The sequence below is a fragment of the Flammeovirga aprica JL-4 genome (assembly GCF_012844305.1).
Taxonomy (GTDB): domain Bacteria; phylum Bacteroidota; class Bacteroidia; order Cytophagales; family Flammeovirgaceae; genus Flammeovirga; species Flammeovirga aprica.
The window spans coordinates 138,857-153,651 of record NZ_JABANE010000005.1; the positions used below are offsets into that span (position 1 = coordinate 138,857).

Here is a 14,795-nt window from a genome sequence, read left to right on the forward strand (position 1 = left end):
ACTATACAAACGTGGTATTCGGAATTATCTCAGATCTTATCTTTTTTTTATGATTATCTCTCGCTTACCACAATCAAAAAATTCACTGTTATATGGACAAAGTCATTGATGTACCCGACTTAGGAGTACCAAGAATAGTAATTGTCGGAGGAGGTTTTGGAGGATTAGAATTCGTGAGAAACCTAAAAAAGACAGACTTCCAAGTAGTCTTATTAGACAGGAATAACTATCATACTTTTCAACCATTATTGTATCAAGTAGCTACCGCAGGTTTAGAACCTGATTCCATTTCATTTCCAATTCGAAAACTTTTTCACGGCTTTTCTAATTTTTATTTCCGATTAGCAGTTGTACAAAAAGTAGATATTGAAGGCAGTAGAGTACTCACTGATATTGGCGAATTAAAATATGACCACCTTGTGATTGCTTCAGGATCTAGAACAAATTTCTTTGGAGACGAAAAAATCAAATATCACTGTATGCCTTTGAAGACAGTGGTGCAATCACTACAGTTAAGAAGCCTTTTATTACAAAACTTTGAGCAAGCACTTCAAACAAAAGACCTTCAAGAACGTTCTGCATTAATGAACTTTGTGATTGTTGGTGGTGGACCTACAGGGGTAGAGTTGGCAGGAGCGATTTCAGAATTGAAAAAATATGTGCTTCCTGTTGATTATCCTGAATTGGATGTGCGAAGAATGGAAGTGCACTTGGTAGATGCAGGAGATAGAGTATTGAATGCTTTATCACCAAAGTCATCTCAGAGTTCTCAGAAGTACCTTAAGAAATTGGGTGTTATTTTACATCAAAATACTTTTGTAACAAGTTATGATGGGGAAGTAGCAACGACTAAAAAAGGTGATCAAGATGGTGTGATCTACTCAAGAAATTTAATTTGGTCAGCGGGTGTAGAAGGAAATTCACCAAAAGGACTAGATGCCTCTTTAATTACGGAGAGAGGAAATCGAATTTTAGTGGATGAATATAGTAAAGTGCTGGGGCAGGAAAATGTATATGCAGTAGGTGATGTTGCATGTATGAAAACAGAGGAATATCCTAATGGACATCCTATGGTAGCACCAGGAGCAATGCAGCAGGCTACTCAATTGGCGAAGAACTTTAAGAACGAAGCAGCAGGGAAGGAGAAAAAGGCTTTTGTCTATAATGACAAAGGAAGTATGGCCACAATTGGTAAGAATAAGGCTGTAGTTGAGGTAGGAAATTTTAAAAGTTCAGGTCCTTTTGCATGGTTTATATGGATGTTTGTCCATATTATGTCTTTGCTTGGTATGAGGAACAAATCTATTGTATTTATCAACTGGTTCTGGAATTACTTGAATTATGATAGGTCTAACCGATTGATAACAAATAGATTCAGTAAAGAAGAACGAAAACAGATGAGAGATCAGGGCAAAGCAGGTGTTGTGATTTAATACAGATGTCAGTTAATGCATTGCTAATGATCATTATTTTATAATAAGATAGGTAATTTAGATCACCTTAACTATGGTTAAGAATTAAGATATTTGTACCATAAAGAAAGATAAGATTTAAAAATTTATTATAAATCTCAAACTTATTTACTTAATTTGCAATCAAACGTAGCTTTGCTTGCGTATTGTGTAAAGAAACAAATTATCTCATAATTAATATAATCGCAGAATGTCTAAAGAAACAGTAGTAACGCCACTGAGCGCACTAGAAGTTGTCAAAAAGCATCTGGGTAAACCCTACGAAGATCTAGAGTTTTTACTTCAGTGTTTAAAAGAGGTATTAATCGAGAATGGCGAAACAGAACTAGCAAACGCAATTCCGTGGATTAACGAAGGTACTTCATCCCTTAAAAAAATAGACGAGAAGCATATGCAGCTTTACTCTATCGTATTCCAATTATTGAATATGGTGGAAGTAAACGGAGCAGTGCAAGCAAGACGTAAGAAAGAAAATGATTTCGGTCTTGCAAGTGTAAAGGGCTTATGGGGTGAAAGATTAAAAGACTTAAAAAACCAAGGTTATACACAAGAGCAAATTGCTGAGCTTTTACCACAAGTAATGGTTGAGCCTGTATTAACAGCTCACCCAACTGAGGCAAAAAGATCAACAGTTTTAGAGCACCATAGAACATTGTACTTATTGTTAGTTCAAAGAGAGAACACAATGTACACTGGCATTGAGCAACGCTCTATCAACGCTCAAATTAAATTAATATTAGATACATTATGGAGAACAGGTGAGATCTTCGTTGAGAAGCCAGATGTAGCTTCTGAAAGAAGAAACGCTGTTCACTACCTTACAAACGTTTTCCCTGAGGTATTACCTATCTTAGATCAACGTTTCCAACAAGCTTGGGGTGAAGTTGGTTTTGATAAAGACCTTATCAGAAACATCGGAAGCCGTCCAAGAGTATCTTTCGGTAACTGGGTTGGTGGTGACCGTGACGGACACCCATTAGTAACTCATGAAGTAACTGAAGAAACATTAAGCGTTTTACGTTTAAATGCTTTTGTATTAATTAGACGTTCGTTATTCAACTTAGTGAAAAAGCTTTCAGTATCTTGTGATATTGAGGATGCTCCAGCAGCATTGCAAGCTCGTATCGCTGAGTTACAAAAAGAACTAGGTGAAGATGGCGATCAAGCTATCGCTAGAAACGTAGGTGAAGCATTCAGACAGTTTGTGAACTTATGTTTAGCAAAATTACCAGTAGACGTAAAAAGAGAGCACGCTGTAGAATTACAGGAGGGCGAAGGTAAATATAGAATGGCTACTGAACTTAAAGCTGATTTGGAATTACTTCAATCAACTTTAGTAGAGTACGGTGCTACAAGATTGGCTTATTCTTATGTAAATGATGCGATCAGAGTATTAGATACATTCGGATTCCACTTAGCTCGTCTTGACATCCGTCAAAACAGTGCATTCCACGACAAGGCAATTTCTCAAATCTTAAACGCAGCTTCTTTAGACGGAGATAGCTTCTTAACTTGGTCAGAAGAGAAGAGAGTAGCGTTTATGAACAACGAATTGCTTTCAAACAGACCATTCACTCACCCATCTACTCAATTGCCAAATGAGGCAAACGCAGTAATTTCTGTGTACAGAGTAGTAGCGGAGCACGTGAAAAACTATGGTACAGCAGGTATCGGAGCATTCATTATCTCAATGACTCGTTCAGTATCTGACTTGATCGCAGTTTACTTACTTGCAAGAGAGGCAGGTTTGATGGAGCAAACTCCAGAAGGTTTAGTTTGTAAACTTCCTGTAGTGCCATTATTTGAGACTATCGAGGATTTAGAAATCTCTCCTCAAGTAATGCAAAGCTTCTTGGATCACCCTATCACTCGTCGTAGCTTAGAATACCAAAAACGTCAAAGCGGAGATAAGAAATTAACGCAGATGGTAATGGTAGGTTACTCTGATAGTAACAAAGATGGTGGTATCCTTGCTTCACAGTGGGCATTACACCATGCTGAAACTAGCTTATACGAAGTGGGTGAGCACAGAGGTATTGCTATCAACTTCTTCCACGGTAAGGGTGGTACTATTTCTCGTGGTGCGGGTCCTACTCAGTGGTTTATCCAAGCGTTACCTCACGGTGGTGTAAACGGTAACTTCCGTTTAACTGAGCAAGGTGAAACAATTGAGCAAAAGTATGCCAACAAAATGAATGCTAGCTACAACATGGAATTGTTATTAGCAGGTTCAGTAGGTAATACTGTAAAAGATAACTTGGGTAAGAAAGCGAAGCACGAGCTTGAAGGTGTGATCTCATGGATGGCATCAGAAAGTAGAAACTTCTATGTGAACTTATTAGAAGATCCTAAGTTTATCAAATTCTATGGTGAGGCGACTCCAATTGATGCGATTGAGTCATCAAGAATTGGTTCACGTCCAGCACGTAGAACGGGTAGAAGAACATTAGCCGATCTTAGAGCTATTCCTTGGGTATTCTCATGGAGCCAAGCTCGTTTCAATATGACTTCTTGGTACGGTGTAGGTTATACTTTAGAGAAATTATCTAAAGAAAGACCTGAAGACTTTGCTAAGTTGAAAGAATTGATCAAAACAGACCCATTGATCAGATACGTATTCACTAACGTTGATACTTCATTAGAAGCTACTGATGAAACTATCATGAAGGATTACGCTGCAATGGTATCAGATAAAGACGTAAAAGATTCTATCTTAACTATGCTTCTTGAAGAGTTGACAAGAACTAGAAAAATGATGGATAGCTTATTGAAAGAATCATTTGCAGAAAGAAGAAGTAATCATTACTACTCAAGCTTTATCAGAGCTGAAGCATTAAACCCGCTTCATAAAACTCAAATTAGCTTGTTGAAGAAATGGCGTAAGATGAAGGCGGACGAGAAAGCCAACCCAGAAGATGTGGAGGCAGTATTGTTCCAATTATTGACTTCAATCAACGCGATTGCATCAGCATTGAGAGCTACTGGTTGATACTTAGCTTGTTTAGCAACAAAAAACGATTCTCTGAAAAGGGAGTCGTTTTTTTTGTATCTACAAAAAATATTTCAAAATAAATTGACTTATTCTATGAAAACCAAAGGATTATGACTACATTTTATTAGAGTATGTTTGAAACATTTCTTTTAGTAAAAATTCACCCTTTCAGGACGTGAGTTTATTAATTTCATCAACAATAGAACCACTATTTTCTCAGAAATTAATTTCCTTACAACCTAAAATGGAAAATTTTTACTTCTAAAATATATATTCCAAACATACTCTTGACAATTTCTGAAGAGTAAAAGGTCTACCTTGACTTAATACATTGTAAACTGAATTTTCGAATATTTTTGTTTATCAGAAATCAAGAAATTTCTGTTGATTTTGTGGGGATGAATGACGCTATAATCTAATATTTACGTCAGTGAGTTTTCTATCAAATTAGTTTGGTAGTGCTTCCATTGGCCTTGAAGGGAAAAGCGTTAAGAATTTCATGTATTGAGCCGTTTAAAATGATTTTTTTGTTTGAGCAGAGCGAGTTTAAAATCATTTAGGTGAAAGGAATGGAATTTAGCTTTTGACTTCTAAGCCTTGAATTTTTTGCTTCGTTTTTGTTTCAAGACAAAAATGAAGAAGAAGGACGTTTGAAAGGTCTACCTTGAAAGCATACAAGAATAACAATTGATTGATGAAGAAAACTTTTTTATAATGTATTTATAACTTTCAAACTACTTCTAAGAACTTTTTTATACATCTATTTTTAACCTGATGAAAACATTACTTCTTATAAGACACGCAGAAGCTGAGAGTGCTTACTTCGGTGTAGATGACAGGCGAAGAGAGCTAACACAAGCAGGCTTTACACAGGCTGTACATCTTGGTAAAAAAATAGCCTCTGGCAATTTCCAGCCTGAAATTATGTTTTATTCTGATGCAGTCAGAACCACTACCACAACACAATTGATCCTTGAGCAATTAGATATGCCACAGGAAGCGATTTTTGTGGAACCATCATTTTATGAAGCAAACGTAGGAAGATTACTTGATTTTATTAATCAGAGAGCAGATCAAGGAGATAGCTTGGCGATTGTAGGGCACAATCCTGCCATTAGTTTTCTAGCAGAATATCTTACAGGTGATGTTATAGGAAACTTATCACCTGCAGATGCTGTGGTTATTACTTTTGATTTGGACTCATGGGAGTTAGTCTCACAAGCCACAGGAACGCTATTGACGAGGTTATAACTCTTCTAATAACGTATTTAAAATATTAAAGTCATCCACAATTATATCAGGTTGTACGATGGCTTTTTCTGTTAATTCTTTTCTGTATTTTCCAGTTTTAACTTGAATAGCAGTTAACTGTGCTTCTTTGGCTCCTTGAATATCTCCAATGATATCATCGCCAATCATAAGCAGTTCACTCGCATTTAGTCCTATTTTCTGAATGGCTGATTCGTAAAAAGATTTATCGGGCTTGCCAATACATACAGAAGTAGTGGAAGTAGCAAATTCTAATCCTTTGATAAAAGCACCAATATCAATGCGGAGTCCTTCGCTTGCTTTCCAGAATCTACCATGATGTAAACCGATAACCTTACTACCGTTCATCACTTTTAAGAAAAGCTCATTCATGAGTTCATAATCCCAGTTTTTGCCGATGTCACCGACTACAATTGCTTCAGGATTTTCAATATTCTGCTCTATCTTTTCATAGATCATTTCCTTGATAGAAGAACTTGCAAGTACCTGTGCATTTTTGAAATTATGTTTTACAAGGTAATCTCTAGTAGCCAAAGGAGGGCTCAACACCTCATCTTCCTGAAGTGGAATTCCCATTTTTTCTAATTTGTGAAACAGTTCGTGGGATGTGATACCGGATGTGTTAGTAACAAATAAGAAAGGGTAACCTTTTTGTTTTAGTGCTTTAATGGTATCCACAACGCCTTCAATCAGTACTCCATCATTGTAGAGTACCCCGTCTAAATCACAGAGGATACCGTTAATATGTTTTAAATCCATGGATATAAGTTGTATTTTTCTAATTTTAACTAAACATAACATCAAACGGTAAATTCAAACAATGATACTACTTACCTATGTTGTACTTTTGTATTAATAATTGAAAACTATATGAAGCTGTTATCTTCTTCAATATACAGATACTGTCTTTTGGTGATTAGTGTAATAATGCAATCTTGTGTATCAGCTAATATCTCGAAAGAATTTGAGAATGCAACTCTGCGTTTCTCAAGAGGAACCCCTATGCCATCATCTAGGGCATATATGGGGTACTGCAATACAAGTAAAACCACTTTTGTAGTAGGAGGGATGAATAAAGCGGAAGAGCATTATAATACAATTCTGTCTTATTCCCCTAAAAATGATACTTGGAATGAAGTTACACCCATTAATATCAAAGGTGAAAAACTAATCAATACCACAATTTCTAGTGGAAGCATGTTCCTTTTTAACGGTACAAAAGGAAAGGAAGATGACCCAATGGCAAGTATAGATGTCAACGTTAGGGAGGTGGCTTTTAATAATAGAGTGCCTGAACTTACGAATGTATCGTTAAACCCTCAGGCCATTCATAAATCATCAATAGCGGAGTGGAAAGGAAAAGTTTTCTTATTTGGTGGTCGAATTGATGATGAAACCTATTCTAATACCTTATTTTCATTTGACTCAAAAAAGAAAGAATGGAAACAGCTGGCATCAATGCCAAAGCAAATGATCACTTACGGTACTATTGTTCACGGTAAGCTGTATGTATTTGGCGGTAGAAATGAAGCTCCTATTGATGAAATCTACATGTATAACATCAAAGTGGACCGTTGGGTGAAAGTAGGGAAACTAGCCGAACCAATTGTAGATGCTACAATTACCAATTACGGTAGCAATATCATTATTTTTAGTAACGAACAACTATTCATATATAACACAGATAAAGGGACTTTAAAACGTTATCATACCAATGTTGGTAAATTAGTAGGTAACGGAATGACAGTTTCTGAAGAGAAATTGATTATTTTTGGCGGTGTGAAAACCAATAGTGTAGGCAAAGAGGTTTATTCTTCAACAGTTTATACTTTGGACATTCAAAAAATATTACAATAAGTTTATCTGTACCATGAACAAAACTAACATAGATATACAGTCGTTGTTACGTGATCACATCCGATCAATGACGCCTTACTCATCAGCAAGAGATGAGTTTGAAGATGTGTCAAAGGAAAATATATTTCTTGATGCAAATGAAAATCCTTTTGGAACAGCTACAGGAGAGCCTTATAACAGGTACCCTGATCCTTATCAAAGGGCAGTTAAAGCAAAGTTATCTCCAATAAAAAATATTCCTGCAGACCATATTTTCTTAGGCAATGGAAGTGATGAACCAATTGATTTGTTGTTCAGAGCATTTGTAGAGCCTCAGAAAGACAATGTGATCATTTTACCACCTACATACGGTATGTACAAAGTAAGTGCAGACCTTAATAATGTAGAAGTAAGAGAAGTTGCTTTAACGGCTGATTTGGATTTAGATGTAGAGGGTATTTTGGGTAAAGTGGATGAAAATACAAAAATCATTTTTGTGTGTTCTCCAAATAATCCAACTGGAGGAGCTGTCAGTAGTGAAAAAATTGAGCAGTTATTATCAGGTTTTGAAGGATTGGTGATTGTAGATGAAGCGTATATTGATTTCTCTTCACAGCCATCATTTATCTCAAAATTATCTGAATATAATAACCTGATTGTATTACAAACTTTTTCAAAAGCATGGGGAATGGCCGGGCTTCGTTTGGGAATGATGTTCGCCTCACCAGAGATTATTAAAGTATTTAATACCATCAAACCTCCTTACAATATCAATCAACTGACACAGGAAAAAGCATTAGAAGCTTTGGATAATGTGGAGAAAGTGGAAGATATGGTAGATAAGCTTTTGAAAGAAAGAACGAGGTTAGAAGAAGCATTGGATAAAATGCCTTTTGTGAAAAATAGATACCCTTCTGATGCGAATTTTATCTTGATCCAAGTGGAAGAAGCAGATAAAATGTATGATGAATTGGTGGAAAAAGGTATTGTAATCAGAAACCGTTCTAAAGTACTTTTATGTGATCAAGGGTTAAGAATCTCGATCGGGACTGAAGAAGAGAATAACAGATTTCTTGAGGAATTTAGTCGTTTGGGCTAATTGTTTGATATAAAAAAAATCCCTCCTAGTTGATTTTAATATCAGTTAGGAGGGATTTTTTATTTGAAAGCCTTATTCGTAAGCTTGCTCGAAAACCTTCTTCCAAGCATCCACTACTTTGTATTGCTTTTCTCCAATTTCTTTGATCATTGTCACACCCGTTACATTGGTGGTCATCACGGTATCTGCCTCAAGTAACTCAGCTTTTCTAGCAAAAACTTTTCTGACCTTATATCCTTTTTGCTCTAGGTGGGCCACGATATTTTTCCTGGCAATACCCGAAACACAACCTACCGCCACTTTAGGAGTGTAAATTACTTTGTCTTTGATCCAAAATAAATTACCAGAGATTGTTTCTGCCAAATAACCGTCATAATTGATCAGAATCAGGTCATCAAGTTCCCTTGTCTTTTTTTCTATTCCTGCAAAAGTGTAGGTCATAGAAGACAACGATTTACAGAAAGAAACCGGGGTAAGAGGTACTTTTATCGATTCAGCATAATCCACAGTTAAACACTTTTTGCTATCTGCCTTTACAAAAGGTTGTATAGATAGGAGTGTATAATAGTTGGAGTTGTTAGGAGTATAAAGCCCGCCTTCCTTTCGCCAAATCATCAATTTTATTCTACAATCACCTTCAATTTCATTCTTCTTTTTCAAGGTTTTATACGCATCATAAATAAAGTCTTTATCTTGAAATTCGGAAGGGAAGTTGATCTGCAGTTCTTTTAAACCACGTTTTATTCTATCAATATGATCATCCAAAAAGCGGATTGTGCCATTCTGTGAGATCATTGTTTCAAAAAGGCCATCGCCGTATTGAAAACCTCTGTCAGAATAAGATACTCCCGTTTTGGATGCTTTTTCGATTTCGTTGTTAAATAAGACGTAACTCATAAAGTTAGTATTTCATTCTAGATAACTCTCTTTTCTGATCTTTCTCTTTCAGATCATTACGCTTGTCATAAAGCTTTTTACCTCTAGCCAGTGCAATTTCAAGTTTAGCCAGACCTCTGTCATTGATAAAAAGTTGAGTAGGGATAATTGTAAACCCTGTCTCTTTCGCTTTTTTATCTAATTTATCTAACTCTCTTCTTGTCAAAAGGAGTTTACGGTCTGCTTTTGCTTCGTGATTATTGTAGCCACCCATTTCATAAGGAGCAATGTGCATGCTTCTTACAATAAGTTCATCTCCAATAAACAAGCAGAAAGCATCTTGTAAACTTACTTTCTGCATACGAATAGATTTTATTTCAGAACCTTTCAAAGAAATTCCTGCTACAAGTTTTTCTACAAACTCATACTCATGAGAAGCCTTTCGGTTCTTGATTTTTACTTTTTGTTTTATTTCTAATTTCTTTCCTCCCATAATGCTGATTTTTAAATTGTTATTTCCCCATTCCTAAGAATAGGAAGTGCATCACAATAATCCTCCTGAGCACAAAAGGCAAGGTCAGACTTGGCCTTAAGACCACTTAATCGTTTAGCATGAGAAGCATTGAATTGAATACTTTCTACTAAATTATCCTTACACGCTTTGTATTGTGTCAATGCCATAAATGAAGCATCATCCGTAAGATTGCATTCTTCTTGCAATCTGTCAATCAAAGCACCTGCAAATAATGTATCTTCAAGACTTGGATTGCCTTTCCACCCTGCACAGATGATCACTACATCTTTTTGAGCTGATTTTAAAAATTCAGCTACTACCGTTACATTTAATAACGCACCGATAACGATTTGATCTGCTCTTTTCTTCGCTTCTGTAATCGCCACAGTACCGTTTGTAGTGGTCATGCAGATGTCTTTACCGTGGTATTCTTCCTGCATATGTTCTTGAGGAGAGTTGCCGATCGTAAACTCTTTCACTTTCACTCCACCTCTTTCTCCAGCCGTAATATAGCCTTTTTTTGAATAATCAAGTGCTTCCTCTACTGTCATAACAGGAATTACACTTTTCACGCCTGCATTTAAACCTGCAACCATACATGAAGTTGCTCTCAAAACATCTGTAACAACGGCAATTTTTCCTTCGAGTTGATGTAAGGATAAAATCTCCGGGGTGAGACAAGTCTCTATATTTATCATTTTCTAACCTATATTATGCTGTCTAAATTCTGACGCCTTTTCTAAAATACCTAAGTTTAAGGCGGGCATTAATGAAGGTTGATCTTGGAGTGCCTCAATGAGTGATTCGGTGGCTAAGTTTCCAGTAAGACTGTCTTTAGCCATAGGACATCCTCCAAGTCCGCCAAGGGCTGTATCTATTCTTCTACAACCTGCATTAATCGCTGCGCTTGCTAGTTCAGTTGCCTTAAAAGGATTACAGTGCAAATGTACACCCAATTCTGTATTGGGCAACAATTTTGAGGCATTTTCAAATAAATCTTGAATATCTTTTGCATTTGCAGTACCAATTGTATCAGAGAGTGAAATGATTCCAATTCCCATTTCAGAGAGTTCATGAGCCATTTCTAATACTTTTGAAGTAGAGAATTCTTCCTCATACGGATTGCCAAAAGCCATGGATAAATAAGCGACAGTTTCTTTATGATTACCTTGAGCTAATGTATTGATTTTATGTAATTCTACTTTTGCTTCCGCAATGGATTTTTTAGTATTTCGTTGCTGGAAAGTTTCTGAAACAGAGAGTGGAAAACCTAAGAAATTAATTTCAGGATAGTGCAGGGCATCACTAGCACCTCTTTCATTGACCACTATTGAAAGCAGTTTTGTATCCGTTTTTTCTAATTCAGCCAAAACCTCTTTTGTGTCTTTCATCTGAGGAATTGCTTTAGGCGAAACAAAGCTTCCAAAGTCAAGTGTATCAAACCCCACTTGAAGCAATAAATTTAAATACTCAATTTTTGTAGCAGTAGGAATGAAGTTAGAGAGACCTTGCATCGCATCTCTTGGACATTCTATAATTTTTACCATGTTAGTAGTGTTTATCTGTGTTGGTATTATTGGTGTAATTGAATTTGATATTGAACTTAATGAAAAAATGTATAAGCTGTAAATTTCCAGTTCAGAAATAATAAAATAAGAAGTTAATCCATTGTAAATAAGTTACTTGTAATTTACGTTTGAGCTATGTATTAATCTGTAAATGAGAGTGTTAAGCTTTTTTAATTGTTCTTATTTTAGTATATTGTAGGATTAAATAAAGTTCAAGAACTACTGTTCATTTAAAATTTCAACCAATTAAACAGACTATGGCTTACATTAATGTAAACAACCAACAGTTGTATTATGAGGATCACGGAGACAAAAATGCTCCCGTATTATTATTTATGCATGGCTTTCTGATGAGCTCAGAAATGTTTGCTTCACAAGTAGAATTCTTCTCTTCTTATCGTGTTATCACCTTTGATGCTAGAACTTTTGGCAAGACAAAATGGGATGGTGAACCTTTCACTTTGTATGATACGGTCAGTGATTGTATGGCACTTTTGGATCACTTAGGCATTGAGAAAGTGATTTTAGCAGGTATGTCGCAAGGAGGATATGCCGCATTGAGAGTTGCTCTTCGATTCCCTTCTAGAGTGCAGGGATTAATTCTGATAAGTACCTCAGCACATGTTGATGCTGATGAAGTAAAAGCAGGTTACCGCGAAGTAAGAGATACATGGGCAGAATATGGTTTGGTTCCTCAATTACAAGAAAACTTAATGACAGGTATAATCGGTCCTAAAGAAGGGAATGAATGTCATTGGGATAAATGGACTCCTTCATGGCAAGGAAGAACTGCCAATGAGATTTTTCATGCTATGAATAACTTAATCGATAGAGATGATATTTTACCTTTTCTCCCAGAAATAAAATGTCCTTCTCTAATCATTCATGGCGATCAGGATTTTGGAGTAGCTTTTGAGATGGGCGAATATTTATATAACAACCTTCCAAATGCTGTAGGTTTTATCAAAGTAGAAGGTGGAGCCCATGGAACAATCATGACTCATGCCGAAACCGTCAATGGCGATTTACTCTATCATTTAGAAAATCACTTGTTGCCAGAATTAGAAAAACAAGATTAGTTAAAATGAATATTAACAAGGTTAAAGAGTTTTAATAACTCGTTAGTCATTTTGCTTTCAGATTTGTCAATGTGTAGTTTACTAGAACCTCAATCTAGTAAACTATTGTTGACATGAAATATACATTACTAATTATTGCCTTATTCCTTGTATCTAACACTGTTTTTTCTCAAAAAAAATACAACAAATCGATCATAGAATTTAAGCAATTTAATAAGACTAAAGACCATAGAGTAAGAACTTATCTAAAAGTAAATGAGCTAACAGACGAAATAATATTGTATGTATTTCCTTATGATGCTTTTGATGATTTTTTCAAGTATAAAGATGATGGAATTAGCATAGATTTAATCCAGAAGAAACAATATTCCTGTGAAAATTTTGAGGTAGTTAAATACAATGAAGATTATAGAGGTCAACTTCTTAAGAAAGTTTATCGAGATGAATTAATAAAGAAGAGAAGGAAAAATAATAGTGATAATTATGCTGTTATCCCGTTAGGGAAACTACCTCAAAAATACAATTTGAAAGACATAGAATTAAACTATTTTATAGTAAGAGGAGGAGAGGATCACTATTATAGAACTTCTTATAATATCGATACCGAACAACTACCTTATTATGATTTACCATTGGTATATTTTTCACCACCGCAAAAGAAAAGTAATAGTATTTTACATCAATCTATTAATAATGAAGAAATAGAATATAAATTACACTTTGAGAAAAATAAGACACAATTTGATTCTCTTGAGTTTAAGAAATTGTATGACTATTTACATTTAAGTGATTATCGTATTACCTCTTTTTATATAAAAGCCTATTCTTCAATTGATGGAGACCCAGAACAGAACGCAAACCTATCTTATTTAAGATCACAGCAAATTGTCAATGAACTATCTCCTTTTATGACAGATGGGGTAAAGTCAATAATAGAAACAGGAGAAAATTGGAATAAGTTTTTTGAAGATATAAAAGGTACAGAATATGAGTATTTGCTTCAAAAGGGAGAAAATGAAATAAGAAAGGAAGTAAATAAAAATACAGATAAGTTTGAACACTTATTATCACAACAGAGAATAGCTACTATCAAAGTACGATTGGAAAAGTTAGTGACTTATGAGTTGTTGGAAGAATCAGAATCCTATGAATTATTTGGTGATTTAGTATCTAAAGATGATTATGAGGAAGCTTATTTATTGCAAAGTTAAGAATGGAGTTTATTCCTTGGATAGTTTAAATGAAAAAATACAACTACCTAAAAAGAAAAAGTATATGATGCTCCATCAGAACTTTTTAGTAATGTATGATGATATTTCAACTTTTAAATATAAAGATCAAGTGTTGGCAACTTACAGAGAGATGTTGCAAGTTGCTCCATCTAATCCGACCTTAATTTATAATTTGAGTGCATTGTTGACAAAATGTATCACATTTGAATGGAATGAAGCTCAAATCAAAGAAGTTGAAAAGAATATTTCTTTGTTAAGATCGAAACGTTTTAATAAATCACTGGTAGATAAATTAATTTTAAATAGGTGGCTTATTTTGAGTATTATTGCTTATCAAAAGGCAGACTTCGTAAAGTCTGATAATTACAACCATAAAATTTATTCCTACTACAAAAATCTAGAATTCAATCAAGACGATAAGGTAAGGCTAGCGCAACATTTTGTAAACTATTCACTTGTGACTTGGGCAACAGAAATTTTATATGATGGCATTTTTACATCAGATACTTCTGAAGATTTACTTTTTTATTATATCAATTTGACAATTGTAAACGATGATGAAGTTGAAAAAGCGTCTTATAAAGCTTTGATGAAAAAAGCAATTGGGATGAACCGAAGGAGGTTTTGCCAGCTATTTAATTCATATTATGGTCTAAACAGTGGAATAACTTTTCAATTATTAGATCATCCAATATTGAAAAACTTTTATTGTGAAGAGTGTTTTGAATATATCCAAGAGGATAATATTTTGGGTAATGGATGATTTAGGTTGATTCTTTGTTATATGTATATGAGACATTACAAAGAAATACGTTGTCCTCACTGTGAAGGCAACGATATAGTGAAAAATGGTCATAG

13 protein-coding genes are annotated in these 14,795 nt (G+C 35.0%); 8 read left to right on the forward strand and 5 right to left on the reverse strand.

The features are described from left to right. The first annotated feature begins 92 nt into the window (after positions 1-92). The 3 genes from HHU12_RS03015 to HHU12_RS03025 all read left to right on the forward strand — a co-directional run bounded on the left by HHU12_RS03015 (position 93) and on the right by HHU12_RS03025 (position 5,715). Positions 93-1,433, forward strand: coding sequence for an NAD(P)/FAD-dependent oxidoreductase (locus HHU12_RS03015; RefSeq protein WP_169654873.1), 1,341 nt, complete (start codon positions 93-95; stop codon positions 1,431-1,433). A gap of 229 nt (positions 1,434-1,662) precedes the next feature. Next, positions 1,663-4,461 carry a phosphoenolpyruvate carboxylase gene (locus HHU12_RS03020; RefSeq protein ID WP_240970833.1) on the forward strand — a complete coding sequence of 933 codons (2,799 nt, stop codon included), beginning with the start codon at positions 1,663-1,665 and terminating at the stop codon, positions 4,459-4,461. Positions 4,462-5,238: 777 nt separating this feature from the next. Further along, entirely contained in the window at positions 5,239-5,715 is a 477-nt protein-coding gene (locus HHU12_RS03025; RefSeq protein ID WP_169654875.1) for a SixA phosphatase family protein, read from the forward strand. Here the strand turns inward: HHU12_RS03025 and HHU12_RS03030 are convergent. After that, complete coding sequence (locus HHU12_RS03030; protein WP_169654877.1) at positions 5,710-6,492, reverse strand: TIGR01458 family HAD-type hydrolase; 783 nt, start codon at positions 6,490-6,492, stop codon at positions 5,710-5,712. The two genes, HHU12_RS03025 and HHU12_RS03030, sit on opposite strands and share 6 nt — an antisense overlap. Positions 6,493-6,603: 111 nt before the next feature. On the opposite strand from HHU12_RS03030, the gene HHU12_RS03035 reads away from it, so the two are divergent. Next, positions 6,604-7,590: a Kelch repeat-containing protein gene (locus HHU12_RS03035; protein ID WP_169654879.1), complete on the forward strand. Its 987-nt coding sequence runs from the start codon at positions 6,604-6,606 to the stop codon at positions 7,588-7,590. A gap of 13 nt (positions 7,591-7,603) precedes the next feature. Further along, on the forward strand, positions 7,604-8,668 hold the full coding sequence (hisC, locus tag HHU12_RS03040) for a histidinol-phosphate transaminase (RefSeq protein ID WP_169654881.1): 1,065 nt from the start codon (positions 7,604-7,606) through the stop codon (positions 8,666-8,668). 72 nt (positions 8,669-8,740) lie between these two features. On the opposite strand, the gene HHU12_RS03045 is transcribed toward hisC, so the two are convergent. From HHU12_RS03045 to HHU12_RS03060, 4 genes are read right to left on the reverse strand one after another with little or no spacing between them, the layout of a single operon-like run. Further along, the gene (locus HHU12_RS03045; RefSeq protein ID WP_169654883.1) at positions 8,741-9,565 is read right to left on the reverse strand and encodes an aminotransferase class IV; all 825 of its coding nucleotides are present in this window, start codon (positions 9,563-9,565) and stop codon (positions 8,741-8,743) included. 4 nt (positions 9,566-9,569) lie between these two features. Continuing rightward, positions 9,570-10,037 carry an SsrA-binding protein SmpB gene (gene smpB, locus HHU12_RS03050; protein ID WP_169654885.1) on the reverse strand — a complete coding sequence of 156 codons (468 nt, stop codon included), beginning with the start codon at positions 10,035-10,037 and terminating at the stop codon, positions 9,570-9,572. 11 nt (positions 10,038-10,048) lie between these two features. Next, positions 10,049-10,756, reverse strand: coding sequence for a 2-phosphosulfolactate phosphatase (locus tag HHU12_RS03055; RefSeq protein WP_169654887.1), 708 nt, complete (start codon positions 10,754-10,756; stop codon positions 10,049-10,051). 3 nt (positions 10,757-10,759) lie between these two features. Beyond that, the gene (locus HHU12_RS03060) at positions 10,760-11,605 is read right to left on the reverse strand and encodes a beta/alpha barrel domain-containing protein (RefSeq protein WP_169654889.1); all 846 of its coding nucleotides are present in this window, start codon (positions 11,603-11,605) and stop codon (positions 10,760-10,762) included. Positions 11,606-11,883: 278 nt separating this feature from the next. Here HHU12_RS03060 and HHU12_RS03065 point away from each other — a divergent pair, with 278 nt between their 5' ends. The 3 genes from HHU12_RS03065 (at position 11,884) to HHU12_RS03075 (ending at position 14,700) form a co-directional block, all read left to right on the forward strand. Next, entirely contained in the window at positions 11,884-12,705 is an 822-nt protein-coding gene (locus HHU12_RS03065; protein WP_169654891.1) for an alpha/beta fold hydrolase, read from the forward strand. Between the two features lie 113 nt (positions 12,706-12,818). Next, on the forward strand, positions 12,819-13,916 hold the full coding sequence (locus HHU12_RS03070; protein WP_169654893.1) for a hypothetical protein: 1,098 nt from the start codon (positions 12,819-12,821) through the stop codon (positions 13,914-13,916). Next, positions 13,888-14,700, forward strand: coding sequence for a hypothetical protein (locus HHU12_RS03075; RefSeq protein ID WP_205959762.1), 813 nt, complete (start codon positions 13,888-13,890; stop codon positions 14,698-14,700). Before HHU12_RS03070 ends, HHU12_RS03075 begins: the two co-directional genes overlap by 29 nt. Positions 14,701-14,795 lie beyond the last annotated feature (95 nt).

Bases quoted from the DNA above. Each gene is read 5' to 3' on its own strand.
- HHU12_RS03015 (WP_169654873.1), top strand. From the start codon at position 93: ATGGACAAAGTCATTGATGTACCCGACTTAGGAGTACCAAGAATAGTA.
- HHU12_RS03020 (WP_240970833.1), top strand. From the start codon at position 1,663: ATGTCTAAAGAAACAGTAGTAACGCCACTGAGCGCACTAGAAGTTGTC.
- HHU12_RS03025 (WP_169654875.1), top strand. From the start codon at position 5,239: ATGAAAACATTACTTCTTATAAGACACGCAGAAGCTGAGAGTGCTTAC.
- HHU12_RS03030 (WP_169654877.1), bottom strand. From the start codon at position 6,492: ATGGATTTAAAACATATTAACGGTATCCTCTGTGATTTAGACGGGGTA.
- HHU12_RS03035 (WP_169654879.1), top strand. From the start codon at position 6,604: ATGAAGCTGTTATCTTCTTCAATATACAGATACTGTCTTTTGGTGATT.
- hisC (WP_169654881.1), top strand. From the start codon at position 7,604: ATGAACAAAACTAACATAGATATACAGTCGTTGTTACGTGATCACATC.
- HHU12_RS03045 (WP_169654883.1), bottom strand. From the start codon at position 9,565: ATGAGTTACGTCTTATTTAACAACGAAATCGAAAAAGCATCCAAAACG.
- smpB (WP_169654885.1), bottom strand. From the start codon at position 10,037: ATGGGAGGAAAGAAATTAGAAATAAAACAAAAAGTAAAAATCAAGAAC.
- HHU12_RS03055 (WP_169654887.1), bottom strand. From the start codon at position 10,756: ATGATAAATATAGAGACTTGTCTCACCCCGGAGATTTTATCCTTACAT.
- HHU12_RS03060 (WP_169654889.1), bottom strand. From the start codon at position 11,605: ATGGTAAAAATTATAGAATGTCCAAGAGATGCGATGCAAGGTCTCTCT.
- HHU12_RS03065 (WP_169654891.1), top strand. From the start codon at position 11,884: ATGGCTTACATTAATGTAAACAACCAACAGTTGTATTATGAGGATCAC.
- HHU12_RS03070 (WP_169654893.1), top strand. From the start codon at position 12,819: ATGAAATATACATTACTAATTATTGCCTTATTCCTTGTATCTAACACT.
- HHU12_RS03075 (WP_205959762.1), top strand. From the start codon at position 13,888: ATGAGGAAGCTTATTTATTGCAAAGTTAAGAATGGAGTTTATTCCTTG.